This is a genomic window from Stenotrophomonas sp. 71799_Sma (genome assembly GCF_056482505.1).
Window position 1 is genome coordinate 4,681,006 of sequence record NZ_CM151202.1, and the last position, 20,243, is coordinate 4,701,248.

General features: G+C 67.1%; 18 protein-coding genes and 1 tRNA gene. 11 read left to right on the top strand and 8 right to left on the bottom strand.

Features of this window, described 5'->3' with window-relative positions:
• The first annotated feature begins 247 nt into the window (after positions 1–247).
• The 4 genes from ACZK4Z_RS21600 to ACZK4Z_RS21615 all read left to right on the top strand — a co-directional run bounded on the left by ACZK4Z_RS21600 (position 248) and on the right by ACZK4Z_RS21615 (position 4,370).
• Positions 248–1,015 (top strand): hypothetical protein, encoded by a 768-nt coding sequence (locus tag ACZK4Z_RS21600; RefSeq protein ID WP_125896005.1) that lies wholly within the window; start codon positions 248–250, stop codon positions 1,013–1,015.
• Positions 1,016–1,389: 374 nt separating this feature from the next.
• The gene (locus ACZK4Z_RS21605) at positions 1,390–2,304 is read left to right on the top strand and encodes an IS110 family RNA-guided transposase (RefSeq protein ID WP_197631883.1); all 915 of its coding nucleotides are present in this window, start codon (positions 1,390–1,392) and stop codon (positions 2,302–2,304) included.
• Positions 2,305–2,550: 246 nt separating this feature from the next.
• Entirely contained in the window at positions 2,551–3,489 is a 939-nt protein-coding gene (panE, locus tag ACZK4Z_RS21610) for a 2-dehydropantoate 2-reductase (RefSeq protein WP_125895743.1), read from the top strand.
• A gap of 50 nt (positions 3,490–3,539) precedes the next feature.
• On the top strand, positions 3,540–4,370 hold the full coding sequence (locus tag ACZK4Z_RS21615; protein ID WP_478451569.1) for a Rossmann-fold NAD(P)-binding domain-containing protein: 831 nt from the start codon (positions 3,540–3,542) through the stop codon (positions 4,368–4,370).
• A 76-nt stretch (positions 4,371–4,446) separates the two neighbouring features.
• Here ACZK4Z_RS21615 and ACZK4Z_RS21620 read toward each other — a convergent pair whose 3' ends face one another.
• Complete coding sequence (locus ACZK4Z_RS21620) at positions 4,447–5,244, bottom strand: TatD family hydrolase (protein ID WP_125895754.1); 798 nt, start codon at positions 5,242–5,244, stop codon at positions 4,447–4,449.
• 67 nt (positions 5,245–5,311) lie between these two features.
• Between ACZK4Z_RS21620 and hrpB the strand changes: the two genes are divergently transcribed.
• Complete coding sequence (gene hrpB, locus ACZK4Z_RS21625; RefSeq protein WP_125895745.1) at positions 5,312–7,816, top strand: ATP-dependent helicase HrpB; 2,505 nt, start codon at positions 5,312–5,314, stop codon at positions 7,814–7,816.
• A gap of 135 nt (positions 7,817–7,951) precedes the next feature.
• A complete protein-coding gene (locus ACZK4Z_RS21630) occupies positions 7,952–8,326 on the top strand; it encodes a hypothetical protein (protein WP_019336760.1) in 375 nt (124 codons plus the stop codon).
• A gap of 94 nt (positions 8,327–8,420) precedes the next feature.
• Here the strand turns inward: ACZK4Z_RS21630 and ACZK4Z_RS21635 are convergent, their stop codons facing one another.
• The 4 genes from ACZK4Z_RS21635 to ACZK4Z_RS21650 all read right to left on the bottom strand — a co-directional run bounded on the left by ACZK4Z_RS21635 (position 8,421) and on the right by ACZK4Z_RS21650 (position 10,802).
• On the bottom strand, positions 8,421–8,960 hold the full coding sequence (locus ACZK4Z_RS21635; RefSeq protein ID WP_125895755.1) for a pseudouridine synthase: 540 nt from the start codon (positions 8,958–8,960) through the stop codon (positions 8,421–8,423).
• Between the two features lie 129 nt (positions 8,961–9,089).
• Positions 9,090–9,341, bottom strand: a complete 252-nt coding sequence (locus tag ACZK4Z_RS21640; protein ID WP_223224685.1) for a hypothetical protein — start codon at positions 9,339–9,341, stop codon at positions 9,090–9,092.
• A 135-nt stretch (positions 9,342–9,476) separates the two neighbouring features.
• Positions 9,477–9,797 (bottom strand): hypothetical protein, encoded by a 321-nt coding sequence (locus ACZK4Z_RS21645; RefSeq protein WP_258015832.1) that lies wholly within the window; start codon positions 9,795–9,797, stop codon positions 9,477–9,479.
• A gap of 147 nt (positions 9,798–9,944) precedes the next feature.
• On the bottom strand, positions 9,945–10,802 hold the full coding sequence (locus ACZK4Z_RS21650) for a class I SAM-dependent methyltransferase (protein ID WP_125895746.1): 858 nt from the start codon (positions 10,800–10,802) through the stop codon (positions 9,945–9,947).
• Between the two features lie 169 nt (positions 10,803–10,971).
• Between ACZK4Z_RS21650 and ACZK4Z_RS21655 the strand changes: the two genes are divergently transcribed.
• From ACZK4Z_RS21655 to ACZK4Z_RS21670, 4 genes are all read left to right on the top strand, one after another.
• The gene (locus ACZK4Z_RS21655; RefSeq protein WP_049424161.1) at positions 10,972–11,928 is read left to right on the top strand and encodes an aldo/keto reductase; all 957 of its coding nucleotides are present in this window, start codon (positions 10,972–10,974) and stop codon (positions 11,926–11,928) included.
• A 646-nt stretch (positions 11,929–12,574) separates the two neighbouring features.
• Positions 12,575–12,647, top strand: a tRNA-Gln gene (locus ACZK4Z_RS21660).
• 357 nt (positions 12,648–13,004) lie between these two features.
• Positions 13,005–14,129, top strand: coding sequence for a slipin family protein (locus ACZK4Z_RS21665; RefSeq protein ID WP_049398660.1), 1,125 nt, complete (start codon positions 13,005–13,007; stop codon positions 14,127–14,129).
• Positions 14,130–14,185: 56 nt separating this feature from the next.
• Entirely contained in the window at positions 14,186–15,406 is a 1,221-nt protein-coding gene (locus ACZK4Z_RS21670) for an RtcB family protein (RefSeq protein WP_125895747.1), read from the top strand.
• A 138-nt stretch (positions 15,407–15,544) separates the two neighbouring features.
• Here the strand turns inward: ACZK4Z_RS21670 and ACZK4Z_RS21675 are convergent, their stop codons facing one another.
• Together ACZK4Z_RS21675 and ACZK4Z_RS21680 are read right to left on the bottom strand one after the other, a co-directional pair.
• Positions 15,545–16,450, bottom strand: a complete 906-nt coding sequence (locus tag ACZK4Z_RS21675; RefSeq protein WP_125895748.1) for an NAD(P)/FAD-dependent oxidoreductase — start codon at positions 16,448–16,450, stop codon at positions 15,545–15,547.
• A complete protein-coding gene (locus ACZK4Z_RS21680; protein WP_033833804.1) occupies positions 16,440–16,895 on the bottom strand; it encodes an Rrf2 family transcriptional regulator in 456 nt (151 codons plus the stop codon). Before ACZK4Z_RS21680 ends, ACZK4Z_RS21675 begins: the two co-directional genes overlap by 11 nt.
• A 183-nt stretch (positions 16,896–17,078) precedes the next feature.
• Between ACZK4Z_RS21680 and ACZK4Z_RS21685 the strand changes: the two genes are divergently transcribed.
• Positions 17,079–19,199 (top strand): methyl-accepting chemotaxis protein, encoded by a 2,121-nt coding sequence (locus ACZK4Z_RS21685; RefSeq protein ID WP_125895749.1) that lies wholly within the window; start codon positions 17,079–17,081, stop codon positions 19,197–19,199.
• A 73-nt stretch (positions 19,200–19,272) separates the two neighbouring features.
• On the opposite strand, the gene ACZK4Z_RS21690 is transcribed toward ACZK4Z_RS21685, so the two are convergent.
• The gene (locus ACZK4Z_RS21690) at positions 19,273–20,175 is read right to left on the bottom strand and encodes a LysR family transcriptional regulator (RefSeq protein WP_125895750.1); all 903 of its coding nucleotides are present in this window, start codon (positions 20,173–20,175) and stop codon (positions 19,273–19,275) included.
• Positions 20,176–20,243 lie beyond the last annotated feature (68 nt).

The window sequence follows — 20,243 nt, forward strand, 5'->3', positions numbered from 1 at the left end:
GGGTTGGGCGTCCTGCCCAACCCGCCCGAGGCATGCCTCGGGCCCATGCGGCTCACGCCCCCGCAACCGGACCCACCCCGCCTTCGACAGGTTTCTGCGATCTGTCGGGACAGCGTTCTCCGCTGCTGCTGGTAGGTGTCGACCTTGGTCGACACGGTAGATCCACGCCATGCGTGGATGAAGCGTTCCTGTAGAGCCAAGCCGATGCTTGGCTCTTTTCGTTTCGGATTACGGCTAGGCTGTGGCGATGAAGATCACTTCCATTCCGTTGGACAAGGCCGTGTCGGATGGTCCGATCGATGCGTTCAGCCACGTCCTGCTGAGCGATTCGCCTACGCTGGATGAGGTGCTCGGTTGCCTGGCCTCGCTGCAGGCGGCTGATCCCCTTCATCGTTATCTATGCACGCTCGACGATGTCGGCCAGTGCCGCTACACCAGCATGCACGCGTCCGATGACGAACGCATCGCGCTGTACGAGGACGAAGACCCGGCGACGCCGGAAGATGCGTTGGCGGCACGCGGGCGGTTGCTGGCGCACGTCGTCGCGCAGCTTGAGCATTCCACGCATCGGCTGCAGTGGACAGCGCTGGCGGGTACGTTGATGTGCAGCGACGAAGACATCGAGGCGCTGGTCGCCGCCAATGCGAAGCCGGATCTCATCATCGATGACGTGGTCTGCGTGCAGCAGGTACCCGTGGCCCGCGATGACCTGCTGATTGCCGCCCTGCCCAACGGCTACTTCAGCGCGGACTGGGACCTCTTCCAGAACCACGCCCTGATCCGGCACCTTCAGCAGCGATACGGCTACCGCCTGTTCGGACTCGGTGCGTCGTGGCTCGGCTTCCAGCGCGACCGCGCACCGTCGCCTGCAGAGGCGAGCGCGTTGGTCGCGGACCTGCAGCGCGTCTACGCGGCCGGAACGCACGACACCTGGTCACAACTGGCTGCAACGCTGGCCACCCGCACCACACTGCTATTGGGCTACACCGAAGACTTCAGCGAACAACTGCCCTGAGCACCGCTCCACACGAGCGAGCGCAGCGAGCGACCCGCTTTCGCTCCTGATCTGTCTTCCGTGGTGGCCGCACCCGGAAACTGTCAGGGGTCGGGCGGTCCGGGTGCGCGGGGGTGTCCGCCGCATGGATGCGGCGGCCAAGCCTTATCTGATCGGAATCTGGCAGCGTAGGCGTCGAGAGCCGGCGTGGGCCGCCGTGCGAGCCTAGATCTCGACGATCCGTAACCAGGATCGCGACGATCGCCATGTAGCTTGGCGCCCACGCCGGAATCTCCCTTGATCCGCCCGAACAGTTGCTGGAGCGACCACTCGAAGCGATAAGACTGGGCAAGCGGGGGAGCTCTCGACCCTTCCAGACTATACGGAGTCAGGTGATGAACGGGATCGGGATTGATGTCAGCAAGCGTCAGCTGGATATCGGTACGACGGACGGAGAAACCCTGCAGGTCAGCAACAACCGCTCCGGGTTTTCTGAACTGGATGTTTGGCTGAAGAAGCGTCCGACCCGCCAGATCGTGCTTGAAGCCACGGGTGGCTATGAGCAGCCGGTGCTGGATTTCCTGCACAAGGCCGGTCATCCGGTGGCCCGTGCCAATGCCTTGCGCGCCCGGAAACTGGCTCAGGGGTTGGGTCAGACTGCCAAAACCGACCGTTTGGATGCCTACGCGTTGGCGCAGATGGCCGCCCTGGTGAAGCTGCCTCCCTATCAGCCGCTGCAGTCTTGGCAGCAGAAGATGCGGGAGTTCGTTCGGGCACGTCGGCAGGCGATAGACGCCCTGACCATCGCGCGGCAACAGCAGGAAATGGTGCTTGATCGTGAACTGCGCCGACTACTGCAGGGCAACATCACCCGCCTACAAACGTTGGTTGAGCGTCTGGGCAAGCAGATCGTCGAGCAGGTTGGTCAGCAGCCTCAACTGAAGATGCTGAAGTCGATGAAGGGCGTAGGGCCTGTGCTGCAGGCAGTTCTAGCCAGCTATCTGCCAGAGCTTGGCAGGATCACTGGCAAGCGCATCGCCAGCCTGGTCGGGGTAGCCCCGATGTCCCACGACAGCGGCACGATGAGAGGAAAACGAAGCATCCACGGTGGAAGAGCCGAAATCCGGCAAGTGCTCTACATGGCGGCAATGTCGGCCATGCGGCATGAACCTCGGCTGCGCGATTTTTACCAGTCGCTACGAGCCCGCGGCAAGGAAGGCAAGGTGGCCATCGTGGCAGTGATGCGGAAGATGCTGGTCATCCTCAACGCCCGTGTGCGCGACGCTGAAAGCGGGCTAGTCCCCGCCTGAGGCGAGCCAGGGCGAAAGACCAAAGGCTGCCGGCCAGCGGCCGGCACTACCGTGCCCGTTTACCTGACGGGCCTGAGACTCTCCAGCAACACAGTTGCTACACGGACGTACTTGCGGCGCCCCCCGCGCACCGGGACCGCCCGACCAGGCACGGCTTGTGCTTCTTCCACCACGAGGGGCTCCGCCGTTGGCCGCAATCTCCGGCACAATCGCACTCCTGATTCCCCAGAAAACGGTGAACGTGCAATGCGCATCCTGATCCTCGGCGCCGGCGGTACCGGCGGTTACTTCGGCGGTCGCCTGGCTCAGGCCGGCGTAGATGTGACCTTCCTCGTGCGCCCCGCACGCGCCGCCCAGCTGGACCGCGACGGCCTGGTCATCCGCAGCCCACTCGGCGATGCCAGCTTCCCGGTGCAGCACGTCACCGCCGATGCGCTACCCGCATTGGCCGCACAGAAGCCGTTCGACCTGGTCATCCTCAGCTGCAAGGCCTACGACCTGGACAGCTCAATCGATGCCATCGCTCCGGCCGTGGGCGCAAACACCACCGTGCTGCCGATCCTCAACGGCCTGCATCACTACAACGCGCTGGACCTGCGCTTCGGCCGCGACGCTGTGCTCGGTGGCCTATGCTTCATCAGCGCCACCAAGGCCCCCGACGGCGCCGTGCTGCACCTGGGCAAGCCGGCCAAGCTCACCTTCGGCGAGCGCGACGGCGGTGCCATCTCAGAACGCATGCGTGCCTTCGCCGCCGCCTGCGCGCAGGCCAACCTCGATCACCTGGCCAGCGAGCACATCGGCCAGGAACAGTGGATCAAGTACACCTTCCTGACCGCGCTGGCCGCCGCGACCTGCCTGCTGCGCGCGGATATCGGCAGCATCGTCGCCACCGATGATGGCGAGGCGATCGTGCGTGGCCTGTACGACGAGTGCCTGGCCGTGGCCGAGGCTGCCGGTGAACCGATTCCTGATGCCGCGCAGGACACCGCACGCGGCACCCTCACCCAGGCGGGCTCTGCGTTGAAGGCATCGATGCTGCGAGACCTGGAAGCCGGCCAGCAGGTGGAAGCCGAGCAGATCGTCGGCGACATGCTGGCGCGCGCGCGCAAGGCCGACCAGGAAGCTTTGCTGCTGCAGGTCGCCTACAGCAGCCTGCAGGCCTACCAGGCGCTGCGCAGCGCGTGAGCGATACGACGCAGGCCAACGCCCTGCCCGCGCGGGTGTTGATCCTCGGCATGGGCTGGAGCGGGTGCGTGCTGGCCACGCATCTGCGGGCGTTGGGCGTACACGTGGCCGGCACGGTGCGCGACCTGGCATCAGCACCGCACGATGGCCTGCTGCGCCATCAGCTACGTGCCGACGACACGCCATCGCCCGCTCTGCTCGGTGAGATCGCGCAGGCCGAGGCCGTGCTGTGCAGCGTGCCGCCCGATGCCGGGGGTGACCCGGCACTGCGTCTGTTGCTGCCGGCACTGCAGGAAAGTCCAGCACTTCACTGGGTGGGCTATCTGTCATCCACGTCGGTCTATGCCGATCGGGCCGGCGGCTGGATCAACGCAACCAGCGTGGCCGATGCCACTGAAACGACCGGCATGCAACGCAGACGCGCCGAGGACCAGTGGCGTGCGCTGGCGGAGCAGCGCGGTATCGCCTCGGCGGTATTCCGCCTGCCCGGCCTGTACGGGCCGGGACGCAATGCGCTGCTGCAGCTGGCACAGGGACGTGCGCGCCACGTAGTGCGTCCAGGGTTGGTGTTCAACCGCCTGCACGTGGATGACCTGGCAACGGTCGTTATCGCATCGATGCAGCGGCCGTGCGTGGATGGGCTGTATCTGCCAGCCGATGACGAGCCGGCACCATCGCAGGAGGTACTGGCCTTCGCCGCGCAGCTGGGCGGCTTTGCGATGCCACCTGCAGTGGCATGGGACGACCCTGCACTCAGCCCGACGCTGCGGCGCTTCTACGAGAGCAACAAGCGCATCGACAGCACCGGTACGCGCGAGGCGCTGGGCTGGGAGCCGCGCTTCCCCAGCTACCGTGAGGGCCTGCGCGACCTGCTCCGGTAGTGCCGGCCGCTGGCCGGCAACCGCGCGATGTTTGCGGCGTTCATGCTGCTGCCGGCCAGCGGCCGGCACTACCTGATCAACCCGCGTCCGGCAGGCGGAAGAACGTACGCGTCGCGGCAGTTGCATTCGCGGCGGTCACCGCCACGTCTTCACCACGGTCGCGCGCCAGCTCTTCCACGATGTGCGAGAGGAACATCGGTTCGTTGCGGCGGTCCTTCGGCATCGGCTTCAGCGTGCGCGGCAGCAGGTACGGCGCGTCGGTCTCGATCATCAAGCGGTTGGCCGGGATGTTCTTCACCAGTTCGCGCAGGTGCGCGCCACGGCGCTCGTCGCACAGCCAGCCGGTGATGCCGATGTACCAGTCCTGGTCCAGGTAATCGAACAGCTCGTCACGCTCACCGGTGAAGCAATGCACCACCGCCGGGCCGACACGGCCTTCGAAGTTCTTCATCTGTGCCATGAAATCGGCATGCGCGTCGCGCTGGTGCAGGAACAGCGGCTTGCCATTGTCTGCGGCCAGCTGCAGCTGGCGCTCGAACGCGCGGTGCTGGGCCGGGCGCGGCGAGAAGTCACGGAAGTAGTCCAGCCCGCACTCGCCCACCGCCACCACTTCCGGGTGGGCATGCAGCGCGCGCATCTCGGCGTCGCATTCCTCGGTGTATTCCACCGCATGGTGCGGGTGCACGCCGGCGGTCGCATACAGGAAACCAGGATGCTGCTGCGCCAGCTGCACGGCCAGCGGCGAGTGCTCGCGGCTGGCGCCGGTAATGACCATCTGCACCACGCCGGCCTGGCGCGCGCGGTCCAGCACGGCATCGCGGTCGCGGTCGAAGGAGTCGTGGGTCAGGTTGGCGCCGATATCGATCAGGTGCATGGTCATCGCGGGGGAAAAGTGCCCGCGCATTGTACCTGCGGCTGCCATGGCCCTTTATCCTTTGCACATGAACGCCCCGCTCTTCCCGATTTCCCCGCTGCTGCCGCAGATCCAGCAGCACCTCGCCGCGCAGCCACGACTGGTGCTGGAGGCACCGCCCGGCGCCGGCAAGACCACCCAGGTGCCGCTGGCGCTGCTCGATGCACCGTGGCTGCAGGGGCGGAAGATCATCCTGCTGGAACCGCGCCGGGTCGCCGCACGCAGCGCCGCGCTGTTCATGGCGCGGCAGCTGGGCGAAGAGGTGGGCGGCACCGTCGGCTACCGCATCCGCTTCGAGAACAAGGTCTCGTCGCGCACCCGCATCGAGGTGGTTACCGAAGGCATCCTGACCCGCATGCTGCAGGACGACCCGATGCTGGAAGAGGTCGGCGCGATCCTGTTCGACGAATTCCACGAACGCCACCTCAGCGGTGATCTCGGCCTGGCACTGGCGCTGGACGTGCAGGCGCAGCTACGCGACGACCTGCGCCTGGTGGTGATGTCGGCCACGCTGGATGGCGAGCGACTTGCCCGCTTCCTTGATGCGCCGCGGCTGAGCAGCGAAGGCCGCAGCTACCCGGTGACGGTCAGCCATTTCCCGGCGCGCCGCGATGAGGCGCTGGAACTGCAGGTTCGCCGCGCGGTGCAGCAGGCATTGGCCGAGCACCCGGGTGACCTGCTGGTATTCCTGCCCGGCCAGCGCGAGATCGCGCGGGTGCAGGCCGGGCTCCAGGAATCGCTGGATGCGGGTGTTGAAGTGCTGGCCCTGCACGGTGAACTGCCGGTGGAGCAGCAGGCGCGGGTCCTGCAGGCGGCCAGTGATGGTCGTCGGCGCGTGGTGCTGGCCACCAACGTGGCCGAGTCCTCGGTGACGCTGCCGGGCGTGCGCGTGGTGATCGACAGCGGCCAGGCGCGCGAACCGCGCTACGACCCCAACAGTGGCTTCACCCGGCTGGACGTGGTGGCCATCGCGCAGGCGTCGGCCGACCAGCGCGCCGGTCGCGCCGGTCGCGTGGCCGAAGGCGTGGCCTGGCGGCTGTGGCCGCAGTCGCAGCGGCTGGAGCCGCAGCGCCGCGCCGAGATCGATCAGGTCGAGCTGGCCGGACTGGCGCTGGAACTGGCCGCCTGGGGCAGCAGCGACCTGCGCTTCCTCGATCCGCCACCGGCCGGCCCGATGGGTGCCGCCCGCGAACTGCTGCAGCGGCTCGGCGCGCTGTCCAGCAGCGGCGCGATCACCGCACTTGGCCGGCGCGTGCTGGCGCTGGGTACGCATCCGCGGATGGCGGCGATGCTGCTGGCGGCGCCCGGTGCACGTGCGCAAGCCCTGGCCGCCGACCTGGCCGCCCTGCTGGAGGCGCGCGACCCGCTGCGCCAGGGCGGTGACGCGCTGGCGGCGCGTTGGCGTGCGCTGGCGGCGTTCCGCAATGGCCGCGCACCGGGCGACGCCAACCGCAGCGGCCTGGCCGCGATTGATGCCGCCGCCAAACAGTGGCGTCGCCGCCTGCGCTGCGATGCCGCACCGCCGGCCAGCATCGAAGCCCATGAACTCGGTGACCTGCTCGCACACGCCTTCCCCGACCGCATCGGTGTCCAGCACCCCAGCGACCCACTGCGCTACCTGCTGGCCAACGGTCGCAGCGCACGCCTGCACGATCTGAGCGACCTGCGCGGCGAGCCGTGGCTGGTAGCCAGTGAACTGCGCTTCGAGGCACGCGACGCGCTGCTGCTGCGTGCCGCACCGGTGGACGAGGGCCAGCTGCGCAAGGCGTGGCCGGAGCGCTTCGTGACCGAGGATGTGGTGCGCTGGGACAGCGAGCGTCGCGCCCTGGTGGCACTGCGCGAGACCCGTTTCGACCGCATCGTGCTGGACAGCCGCTCGGCCGGGCGGGTTGATCCGCAGCACGCCGCACAGGCGCTGACCGACGCGGTGGCCGAACTCGGCCTGCAGGCGCTGCCGTGGACCGAAGGCCTGCGCCAATGGCAGGCACGCGTGGAGTCGCTGCGGCGCTGGATGCCCGAACTCGGCCTGCCCGACTGCAGCGACGACGCCCTGCTGGCCACGCGTGCGCAATGGCTGCAGCCCGCGTTCGCCGGCAAGAGCCGCCTGGATGCGCTGGACGAGTCCAGCTTCGGCGAAGCGCTGAAGTCGCCTCTGGAGTGGTCACAGCGTCAGCTGGTCGAGCGTCATGCGCCGACCCGCATCACCGTGCCGTCCGGGCTGGAGCGGCCGATCACCTATGCGCTGGACAGCGAGAGCGGCGAACCGCTGCCGCCGGTGCTGGCGGTGAAGCTGCAGGAACTGTTCGGCCTGGCTGACACCCCGCGCATCGCCGACGGCCGCGTGCCGCTTACCCTGCACCTGCTCTCGCCCGGTGGCCGCCCGCTGCAGGTCACCCAGGACCTGCGCAATTTCTGGGAAAACACCTACGCGGAAGTGAAAAAGGAAATGAAGGGCCGCTACCCGCGCCATCCGTGGCCGGATGACCCGTGGACGGCGACGGCCACCCATCGGGCCAAGCCGCGCGGGACCTGACCGGTGGGGCCGGCTGCGGACCCTGCCTGATCCTGAATGGCTGCGGTAAAGTCACGCCACGTGTGACCTCGACTGACATACCGTTTACGGGCAACACGCGACACTGGACTTCGACCCGAGGCAAAGGACCCCCGCATGAGCAAGCTGACCGTAATCACCGACCGCGCTCTGGAGCGCGCCCTGGAGCTGGCCCACACCGCTGGCGATGGCCTGAAGAGCGCCGGTGGCAGCCTGCGCAATGCGGACTGGATCAAGACCGGCGCCGCCATCGGCGCAGTGAAGACCGGCGGCAAGGCCGCAACCAAGTTCGTGCGCCGCAATCCGGCAGTGGCCGTGGCCGCCGCTGCGGTCGGTGTAGGCCTGCTCGGCTACGCGCTGTACCGCAAGCAGCAGAAGAAGAAGGCCGCCAATGGCCACGTGGTGAATGGGCAGGCGCAGCGGATCAACGCACGTGACCGCCGCAACGACACCGTGGTGGACGAGCACAGCGATATCGGCAGCGACGCCTGAGCCTGCCGGGGTCGGATCCTTTCCACAGGAAGGACTCTGACCCCAAGGCACTACATGAGGGCCGGACACCGGAAGGTATCCGGCCCTTTCTGCATCAACCGATCTGCCGCCACTGCCCCGGCTGCAGGTCGTCCAGCCGGTAAGGCCCCATCGACACGCGGACCAGCCGCAGCGTCGGCAGGCTCACCGCCGCGGTCATCCGCCGGACCTGCCGGTTGCGGCCTTCCCGGATCGTGATCGCCAACCAGCTGTCAGGCACGGTCTTGCGGAAGCGCACCGGCGGATCGCGTGTCCACAGCGACGGCGCCGGATCGAGGCGCTCGATCTTCGCCGGCAGGGTCGGCCCGTCATTGAGCACCACGCCGTCGCGCAGCTGTTGCAGCTGTTCGTCGCTGGGCATGCCTTCCACCTGCACCCAGTAGGTCTTGTCAGCCTTGTGCTTCGGGTCGGTCAGCTTGTGCGCCAGCGTACCGTTGTCGGTCAGCAGCAGCAGGCCTTCGCTGTCATGGTCCAGGCGACCGGCGGCATACACGCGCGGCGGCAGGCCGAACCCGGCCAGGGTCGGCCGCGGCGGCACGCTGCGGTCGGTGAACTGGCAGAGCACGTTGAAGGGCTTGTTGAAGGCGATCAGCATTGCGGGCACGGCAGGCGGCGGGTGGGGCATTGTCCCATGCCGCTTGCGGCGGCTCGAAAGGTGCCGGTCAAGTCGGCCGGCATAGCCCATGCCCGGCTGCGCTTTCCTGCGACCACGAACACGAAGGGCTCAGCCGAATACCTTCCACTGCAGCAGGAACGACCCCAGCACCAACACGAAACCGCATGCCGTGACGACATTGGCCCGGCGACGCAGGGCCGCGGGTGGCGGACAGGTCATGCGGGCGCGTTCGTCCAGCACCCCGCCAAAGAACAGCACCGCAAAACCCGTCGCTCCCAGCAGGTCGTAAGCATGCCCACCGTGGTACACAAAGTCATACAGCCTCGGCAGCACCAGCACCGCGATGACGATATACAGCACCTTCTTCAACGGTCCATGTCCTTGAATTCGATTGGACTCCGGCGCATGGCCGGACCTGGGGCCAGCCATACGTTGCGCTGCGCGCGGTGAGCGTGGTTGCGGCTGCGCTTTCCTGCCGCCCCAATCTCGGCCGGCTCAGCCGAAAACCTTCCATTCCAGCAGGAACGAGCCCAGCACCAGTGCGATGCCGCACGCGGCGATGACATTGGCCCGGCGCCGCAGGCCTGCGGCCGGCGGGTCGGCCTTGCGCGAACGTTCCTCCAGAATGGCACCCGCGAACAGCACGGCAAACCCTACCGTCGCCATCAGATCGTGGGCATGACCACCGTAGAACACAAAATCGATCAACCGCCCCAGCACCAGCACCGCGACAGCGATGTAAAAGACCTTCTTCAACAATTCATGTCCTTGCATACGATCGAATTCCGGCGCATGGCCGGTCTTGGGACCAGCCATGCGCCGCGCTACGCGCGATGAGCCGAGCAGGGACGATGCCGGCCGTCCTGACCGGCACCCTTCGGGCCGTCGCACGCGACGTTGGCAGCGGCTCCTGCCGCTGCCTTCGGCTCTACAGAGTCAACATGCGCCAGCCCGGCACCCCTCTTACGGCTTGATGAAGCGCAGGGTCATGCGGTCGCTTTCGCCAATGGCCTGGTACTTCGCATCATCTGCCTTGTCGTGCTGGTTGGTCGGCGGCAGCGTCCACACGCCGTTCGGGTGGTCCTTGGTGTCGCGCGGGTTGGCGTTGACCTCGCTGCGCGCGTCCAGCTTGAAGCCGGCGGCTTCGGCCATTGCAATCACCTGCTGCTGGCCGACATAGCCGGTGTCATCGTCATCGGCCACGTCGGCCTTGGCGCGGTGCTCAACCACACCCAGCACGCCGCCCGGCTTGAGCACGTTGAAGAAGCCCTGGAACATGCCCTGCGCCTGGCCGGCCTTGCGCCAGTTGTGCACGTTGCGGAAGGTCAGCACCACGTCGGCTGAACTGGCCGGGCCGAACACCGGCTTGGCCGGATCGTAGGCGACCACGGCGGTCTTGCCGAACTGTGCCGGCGCACCGGCGTACTTCTTTTCCAGGCTGTCGCGGCTGCGCTGCTGGTAGTCACGGCCGCGCCCTTCGGCAACGGCCGTCGGATCGACCACCGCAGCAACGTAGTGGCCCCTGTCGTGCAGCAGCGGCGCCAGGATCTCCGAGTACCAGCCGTTGCCGGGGGTGATCTCGATGACGGTCTTTTCCGGCGTCACCTTGAAGAACGACAGCGTCTGCGCCGGATGACGGAAGCCATCGCGCTTGACGTTGTTGGCATCACGGGTCGACGCCTTCACCGCCGCATCGATGGCCGGTGACACCTGGATCTTCGCCGGTGCCACCGTGGCCGGTGCGGCGAACGCGGGAACAGCGGTAAGCAGGGCCGAAGCAAGCAGCAGGCGGCAACCACGCAGGGACGAAGCAGGCATCATCGGAGCGACTCCAGCGGAAGATGCGGCGAGACTAGCAGCCGCGGCGTCCCAGGTGTTCACAAAACGTTAGCTGCGTGCGTATCGCGGAACACTGTTTTGTGGTCACCGCCGCAGCACGGTCACACAACGCGTTCTATTCTGGAACACTTCCCCCAAGGAGTCCGTGCCCATGACGGCAACCCGCGAACTGGGCCGTTCCGGCCTGCATGTACGTCCGCTCGCCTTCGGTGGCAACGTGTTCGGCTGGAGCGCCGATGAGAAGGCCAGCTTCGCCCTGCTCGATGCCTTCGTCGATGCCGGCTTCAACCTGGTCGACACCGCCGATGTGTATTCGGCCTGGGTGCCGGGCAATGCCGGCGGCGAATCGGAAACGCTGATCGGCAAGTGGTTTGCCCGCAGCGGCAAGCGCGACAAGGTGGTGCTGGCGACCAAGGTGGCCAAGTGGGCCGAGCGCCCCGGCCTGACCCCGGACAACATCAACGCCGCGGTGGAAGATTCGCTGCGCCGCCTGCAGACCGACGTGATCGATCTGTACCAGGCCCACGAGGATGACGAGTCAACGCCGCTGGAAGCGACCCTGGCCGCATTCGGCCGGCTGATCGAAGCCGGCAAGGTGCGTGCGATCGGTGCCTCCAACTACAGCGCCACGCGCCTGGCCGATGCGCTGAAGGTATCCACCGACTACAAACTGCCACGCTACGAAACCCTGCAGCCGGAGTACAACTTGTATGACCGCGCCGGCTACGAAAAGGAACTGGAACCGCTGGTGCAGCGCGAACAGATCGGGGTGATCGGCTACTACGCGCTGGCCAGTGGCTTCCTCAGCGGCAAATACCGCACGCCGGCCGATGCGGCCAAGAGCCCGGCGCGTGGCGAGAACGTGGTGAAGCGCTATCTGAATCCGCGTGGCCTGCGCATCCTGCAGGCACTGGATGACGTGGCCAGCAAGCACAACGCCAGTGCCGCGCAGATCGCACTGGCATGGCAGATCGCACGGCCGTCAATCACCGCGCCGATCGTCAGCGCCACCAGCGTCGAGCAGCTGCACGATCTGCTGGCCGCAGCCAACGTGTCGCTGAGCGTGCAGGATGTCGCGCAGCTGGATGCCGCCAGCACGGAAGCTTGAGACCCGGTAGTGCCGGCCGCTGGCCGGCATTGCGCGGTAAAGAAGAAAATAATTGAACAAAATGGTTGCGCGCGAGTAAATCGTGGTTTATCGTGCGCACCTCGTTTCAACAACCACTGGAAACTTCCCTTGAACGCGCATTCCGTCGCCATCGCCAAACTGCTGCCATGCCTGCGCATGGACGTGCTGGCGCGCGCGTTCGGCAAGGAAGACCAGCTGACAACGGCCTGATACCCGCCCTGCGGAGATCGGCCACCCCGATCTCCGAGGCCTGACGACGCCCTCGGAACGCAAGTCCCGGGGGCGTTTTCGTTTGCGTCGGCACAAGGACCCGCGATGCCAGAACTGCACCCCGCGCGGCAACCCGCCGCTCACTGACCCAGGCTTTTCCGCCCCGCCGAAGGATTTACTTCGCGCGAGTGGCAGCGCCTGGACATTATCTGCATCGCACCCAAACATTATCGCTCGCGATAATGTCGGTGGCCTGCACCCTCGATTCTCCAACGGTCCCGTTTCCACCACGGGCTGGTGCGCGCGGCGTTGCCGTGGCGTATGCCGGAGGTCGCGGACATGCCATCGCCTGGATCGCCTGCTGGAGGCAGGCACCGGTTCGCCGGTACGCGGTTCGATTCCGCGCGGTTCACCACTGGATAGCTCAGTCGGGTAGAGCAACGGATCCTGATTCCGTCTGTCGTGGGTTCGATTCCCACTCCAAACCACATGACCTGTCACGTCATGACTTGAAGCAACACCCGGGGCGCAAGCCCCAGCGGCCATCGTCGCCGTCCACGGACAACGCCTTCGGGCAGGAACGTGGAAGGCAACGGACCGCACGCCGGGCCCCGGCCCGCCGCCACTGCCAGCCACGTTCCGCACCGGTGCTGCCTGCCGGGAACGACGATGGCAGCCGTGCCGGTGCACCGAAGGCTCCGCGCGCGGACCGCCCGCCGATGGCCGCCCTCTTCCGCTGCCTGCACGTGGTGTGCAGGCGGCCTCGCCACGACCTGATCGACCCGGGTCATGGCGATTCATTCCCATCGGGTCGAACCACCAGAGCCATACAAGGAGAGACTCCCATGTTCTGGACCATCAAGGTCGTGATCGGCGACGGCGAGCGCGGCCTGGTGTATCGCAACCGTCGTTTCCAGCAGATCCTGCTGCCGGGCGTGCACCGCCTGTCGCCGTTCGGCGGCCGCCCGCACGTGGACATCCACACCGCATCGAAGGGCGCGGCCTATACCGGCAGCGACCAGGACAGCCTGATCGAGGCGCTGGGCACCGAGCTGGACACGCACTTCGTGCTGGCCAACGTCGGCGCCAGCGAGGTCGGCCTGTTGCTGCGCAACGGCCGCATCGATGAAGTGCTGCCGCCGGGCAGCCGCCGTCTGTACTGGCGGGGTTCGGTCGACACCCAGGTGCGCGTGATGGCGCTGGGTGACGAGCCGCGCATTCCGGCGGACGTGCAGCAGCGCCTGGGCCAGTTGGGCGTGCTGCCGCGTGTGGCAGTGATCAGCACCGTGCCGAGCGAGTCGGTCGGCCTGCTGTTCATCGATGGCACGCTGCGACAGACGCTGGACGCCGGCCTGCACGCGTTCTGGAACTTCAACGGCAACGTGTCGGTGGAGCGTGTGGAGCTGCGTGCGCGTTCGCTGGACGTGTCCGGCCAGGAACTGCTCAGCCGCGACAAGGTGACCCTGCGGGTGAACCTGGCCGCGACCGTGCAGGTGGTCGACCCGGTGCGTGCGCACCGCACGCTCAGCAATGCCGATGAGTTCGTCTACCGGCAGCTGCAGTTCGGCCTGCGCCAGGCGATTGCCGCGCGCAGCCTGGACGAGCTGCTGGGCGACAAGGCCGCACTGGACGGCGAGATCGCCGCGCATGTGCAGGCAGCGATCGAGGGCCACGGCGTGCGGCTGCTCGGCGTGGGCATCAAGGACGTGATCCTGCCGGGTGAGATGAAGGAGATCCTCAACGGTGTGGTGCTGGCCGAGAAGCAGGCCCAGGCCAGCGTGATCCGCCGTCGCGAGGAGGCCAACGCCACGCGTTCGCAGCTCAACACCGCAAAGCTGATCGAGGACAACCCGGTGCTGATGCGCTTGAAGGAGCTGGAGGCACTGGAGAAGGTCACCGAGAAGATCGACAAGCTCACCGTGTTCGGCGGCCTGGATGGCGTGCTGAAGCAGCTGGTGACGATCAGGTAGGGGGTCGCGGCGGCGCAGGGACGCGCCGCCGGCCCATCAAGGACAAACACGAAGACATGGACACTCAACACAACTATCAATGGCTGCACGCCGAGGGCACCACGCCGATCAAGGGCTGGGTCAACGGTGTGCCGCTGGAAGCGCAGGCGCATGAGCAGCTGCGCAACATCGCCGCGATCCCGTTCGTTGGGCCGTGGGTGGCAGTGATGCCGGACGTGCACCTGGGCAAGGGCGCGACCGTGGGCTCGGTGATCCCGACCCGCGGTGCGATCATCCCGGCCGCGGTCGGCGTCGACATCGGCTGCGGCATGGCGGCGGTGCGTACCACGCTGCGTGCCAACGACCTGCCCGATGACCTGCGGCAGCTGCGCACCAGCATCGAGCGCAGCATCCCGGTCGGCAACGGCCGTGGCGGCGAGCACCACCGCATGCCCGACAGCATCCACACGCGGCTGGTGCAGTCCGGGCTGGCCGCCGGTCTGGAGAAGATCAAGGACAAGCACCGCAGAATCCGCACCGACAAGCTGGACCGCCAGCTGGGTACGCTGGGCGGCGGCAACCACTTCATCGAACTGTGCCTGGACGAGACGGACACGGTGTGGGTGATGCTGCACAGCGGTTCTCGCGGCACCGGCAACCTGATCGGCACCTACTTCATCGAGAAGGCGCGCGAAGAGCTTGCGCGCCGTGTGCTCGGCTTCCACCTGCCGGACAAGGACCTGGCGTTCTTCATGGAAGGCGAGCCGCTGTTCGATGACTACGTCGAAGCAGTGTCGTGGGCGCAGGACTACGCCCGGCAGAACCGCGAGGCAATGATGTCGCGGGTGCTGGCCGAGATGCGCCACCGGCTGCCGAAGTTCCAGCTGGCGGCGATGGCGGTGAACTGCCACCACAACTACGTGCAGAAGGAGACGCACCACGGCCAGGAGCTGCTCGTTACGCGCAAGGGTGCAGTGAGTGCCCGCGAGGGCGAGCTGGGCATCATTCCCGGCAGCATGGGCACGCGCAGCTACATCGTGCGTGGCAAGGGCAACGCGGACAGCTTCCACAGCTGTAGCCACGGTGCCGGCCGGGTGATGAGCCGTGGCACTGCGCGGCAGCAGATCACGCTGGCCCAGCACCGCGAGGCCACCGCGCATGTGGAATGCCGCAAGGACAGCGGCGTGCTGGATGAATCGCCGGCCGCGTACAAGTCGATCGACGACGTGATGGCGGCGCAGCTCGACCTGGTCGACGTGGTGCACACGCTGCGCCAGGTGCTGTGCGTGAAGGGATGATGGAACGGTGCCGGCCTCGGCCGGCACCCACCGTGCCTCAATGGTGCCCGACCACCCTGCAGTAGATCCACGCCATGCGTGGATGAAACGGCGCCGACCAAGGTCGGCATCTACCAGAGCAGCACGTCGCGTCGGGGGTCAGCGCGGCACGCTGTCCTCGGCCACCAGCGCATGATGCACGCCGATCCCCGCACGCACGCCCTCGGCGGTGGCCAGGGTGATGTTGCCAACCGTGGTTGCATCGCCTGCGGCGTACACGTTCCGCACCGAGGTCTGCTTCATCATGTCGACCTCGATCAGCACCCCCAGCGGGCTCTCGACCAAGGTGCACCCCAGCTGCTGCACCAGCGGCGTGGCCATCGCCTGGGTAGCCGGCACGAACAGCGCACGCTGTGCGATGCGGCGGCCATCGGCCAGCTCCACTTCCAGCCAGGTCGGCTGGTCGCCCTGCACACCCAGCACGGGTGACGTCTCGATGTGCACGCCACGCTGCTGCATGGCGGCGCGTTCCTCATCGGTGATCTCCAGACCCAAGCTGAAGAACGTGACATTGCCCCAGTCGGCGAACAGCGGCGCCTTGCTGGCGGACATCGGATGGCCGCCGAGCAGGCCGATGGCACCACCACCGACTTCATAGCCGTGGCAGTAGGGGCAGTGCAGCACGGTGCTGCCCCAGCGCTCGGCCAGTCCGGGCAGTTCCGGCAGCTGGTCGGCGATGCCGCTGGCCAGCAGCAGCTTGCGCGCGGCCAGCACCTGGCCATCGGCGGTACGCACTTCCACGCCTTCGGCGGTGGTGCGGGCGTGCTCCACTTCGGCATGCACCCAACGCACCGTGGGGTAGTCCAACAGCTGCTGACGCGCGGTCTTCAGCAGCTCGGCGCCACTGATGCCATCCAGCCCCAGCACCCCGTGCGAATGACTGGCGAAGCGATTGCGCGGTGAACCGGCATCGATGACGGTGACCGGGCGACGGGCACGGGCCAGGATCAGGCCGGCGGCAATGCCGGCGTAGCTGCCGCCGACGATGAGCACATCAGGATTCATGGTGACCTTCCAGGGAACGGTGATGGGCAAGATGGCGGGCGAAGTCGGCGCCGAGCTGGTCCAGCGTGGTCGCCTGCAGGCGCTGCTCAAGCAGCCGCTGCGCCTCGCGCGCGCCTTCGAGCAGGGCGCTGTTGACCAGCTGCTGGATCGGGCAGCCACCGCCGGAATCGCGAGCGCCGACCTGGACCAGCGGCGGTGCTCCCACCGCCAGATAGATGTCATGCAGGGTGATCGCCGCGGCATCGCGTGCCAGCAGGCTGCCGCCGCCGTGACCACGGGTGCTGCGCACCAGGCCGGCCTTGTGCAGCTGTGCCAGCAGACGACGGATCACCACCGGATGGGTCGGCAGGCACGACGCCAGCTGTTCGGACGTGCGCGGGGCGGCATGGCCGACCAGATGCGCCATCACGTGCAGGGCGTCGGAGAGTGGGTTCGCGGATTTCATGTAACAACATTAGTTACATTTAATTCCTCTGTCGAGGGTCTGCTTTCGTTCCATATGGACACATCTGTCCTATGAAACATCTCCTTCACATCACTAAACGAAACGCGAATGTGATCAACATCCCACTTCAGGGCGTGCGCAGCGGGTCGATACCGCAGTGCCCCTTCCCGAGAGTTCTTCCCCATGAATGCGTCTGTCCGTGCTCCGCGCCTGCAGTCCAAGCTGCTCGGCGCGGTTTCTGTTGGTCTGGCTGTGGTCCTGCTGTGCGCTCTGGCCGGCCTGGCCTCCGCCTGGTTGAAGTTGTCCACCGAGGTTCCACCCGAAGTCGCGCACAGCCGCGATGCCGAACGCCTGCAGCGCGAGTTCCGCGGCCAGGTGCAGGAATGGAAGAACGTGCTGCTGCGCGGCCACGACGACGCGTTGCGCCAACGCCACCTGGACGCCTTCGACAGCGAGGGTCGTCTGGTCGAGCAGCTGGCCAAGGGCCTGGTCAGCAGCCCGGATGCACGCACGCGCGAACTGGCGCAGGCCTTCATCGGCCTGCATGCGCAGCTGCAGCAGGACTATCACGCGGCGCTGCAGGCGTTCGCCGAGGCCAGCTACGATCCCGCCGCCGGCGACAACCTCGTGCGCGGCAAGGACCGCCCGGTGGCAACCGCGCTGGATGCGTTGAGTACGCACGCCACGCAGGTGGCCGAAGCGGCGGTAGCGGCCCGTTCGCAGCAGGCGCGGCAGACGCTGCTGCTGTGCGCGGCGCTGACCGTGCTGGCCGCCGTGCTGCTGCTGATGGGCCTGGGCTGGTGGCTGCGGCGTGCGGTGGTGCAGCCGGTGCTGGCGGTGGAAGCCGCTGCGCGTGCAGTGGCCGCCGGTGATCTGCAGCATGTTGTGCAGGTGCGCAGCCGCGATGAGATCGGTCGCCTCGCGCAGGCCATGCAGGCGGTGCAGTCCACGCTGCGCGGTGTGCTCGATGCACAGGCCACGATGGCACAGGCGCATGAAGCCGGCACCATCAGCCACCGCATGGATGCCAGTGCCTTCCCCGGCGCGTTCGGCACGATGGTGGCCGACAGCAACGCGCTGGTCGATGCGCACATCCAGGTAAAGCTGCGCGCGATCGCGATCATGGGGCGCTACGCCATCGGTGACCTCAGCCAGGACATGGAACGCCTGCCCGGCGAGAAGGCGGTGATCACCGACGCACTGGATACCGCCAAGGCCAATCTGGGCACGATCAATGGCGAGATCCGCCGCCTGGCCGAAGCCGCTGCCAGGGGTGACTTCAGCCAGCGTGGCGACAGCGCGCGCTTCGAGCATGACTTCCGCGCGATGGTCGACGGCTTGAACCGATTGATGCAGACGACCGAACTGAACCTCGGCGAGGTCTCCAGCATGCTGCGCGCGATTGCCGATGGCCGCCTCGGCGCGCGCATGCATGGCGATTTCCAGGGCGTGTTCGCGCGCATCGCCGGCGATGCCAACACCACCGCCGCGCAGCTGGCGACCATCGTCACCGACATCAAGCACGCCTCCGGCAACATCCACACTGCGGCTGCAGAGATCGCCGCCGGCAACAATGATCTGTCGCGCCGTACCGAGCAGCAGGCGGCCAATCTGGAAGAAACCGCCGCGTCGATGGAAGAACTGACCTCCACCGTGCGCCAGAACGCCGAGCACGCACGCCAGGCCAACCAGCTGGCGATCGGCGCGCACACGGTCGCCTCGCAGGGCGGCAACGTGGTCGGCCAGGTGGTGACGACGATGAGCGCGATCGAAACCTCGTCGCGGCAGATCGCCGAGATCATCAGCGTGATCGATGGCATCGCGTTCCAGACCAACATCCTGGCGCTGAACGCGGCAGTGGAAGCCGCGCGTGCCGGCGAGCAGGGCCGCGGCTTCGCGGTGGTCGCCAGTGAAGTACGCACGCTGGCGCAGCGCTCGGCGGCGGCCGCGAAGGAGATCAAGGCGTTGATCGAAACCTCGGTTGAGCAGGTCGGACACGGTGCACAGCGCGTGCGCGAGGCCGGTGACACCATGGCCGAGATTGTGGCATCGGTGCAACGCGTGACCGACATCATGGCGGAGATTTCCGCGGCCTCGCAGGAGCAGAGCGCGGGTATCGAGCAGGTCAGCCAGACCGTGATCCAGATGGATGGCACCACCCAGCAGAACGCCGCGCTGGTGGAGGAAGCCAGTGCCGCCGCACGCAGCCTGGAACAACAGGCGAACCGCTTGATCGACGCGGTGGATGTGTTCGATCTGTCGACCACAACAGCGGCGAAGGACGCGTTGGCGCGCGCGGCCTGATTGATCCGGTTGCCGGCCAGCGGCCGGCACTACCCATGCGATGAGCGGTAGTGCCGGCCGCTGGCCGGCATCCTCAGCGCACGTAATCGCTCTGCGCCATCGCGTCGGCCAGGTAATCCACGAACGAGCTGATCCGCGACGATACGGCGGTGTTGCGGTAGTACACTGCATGGATCGGCTGGTACACATCCAGCGTCTGCCCCGCCAGCACCTGCACCAGGGTGCCGGCGCTGCGGTCGCGATCGGTGACGAAGTCGGACAGGCAGGTGATGCCCACACCTTCCACCGCCAGCCGGCGCAACGTCTCGCCACTGGACACGGCGATATCCGGCCGTACCAGCAGCAGCCCATCCGACTCTCCGGGCAGCGGCCAACGGTTGAGTGATTCCGGCTCGTTGAAGCTGAGCAGCGTGTGCTGGCCCAGTGCGGCGACGCTGGCCGGTTCGCCGTGCCTGGCCAGGTAGTCCGGGCTGGCCACCAGCCGCAGCTGGCAGCGGCCCAGCAGCCGCGCATGCAGGGTGGAGTCGGCCAGCGGGCCGATCCGGATCGCCAGATCGGTGCGCCGTTCGAGCAGGTCGATGTAGCGGTCGGAACTGTTCAACTCCAGCTGCACTTCCGGGTAACGCGCGCGATAGCCGGCCACCAGCGGCGCGATCACGTGCAGCACGAACGGCATCGCCGCATCCACGCGCAGGCGCCCTGCCGGGCGCTCGCGGCGCGCCGCCATCTGTTCCTCGGCCGATTCCACCGCATCGATGATCGCGCGCGCATGGCGCAGGAACGCCTCGCCTTCGGCGGTCAGGTGCAGGCGGCGGGTGGTACGGGTCAGCAGGGTGATCCCCAACTTGTCCTCCAGCCGCCCCAGCGCGCGGCTCACGCCCGAGGGTGTCTGCCCCAGCTGCTCGGCGGCGGCACTGATCGAGCCGCTGTCGATCACCGAAAGGAACGCCTGCATTTCATCTAGAGTGGTCTTCATGTCCCTATTATTGACTGCACGGCAATAGTGATTGACGTGAAGACCGGTTTTTCGGCAAAGGTCGGCGG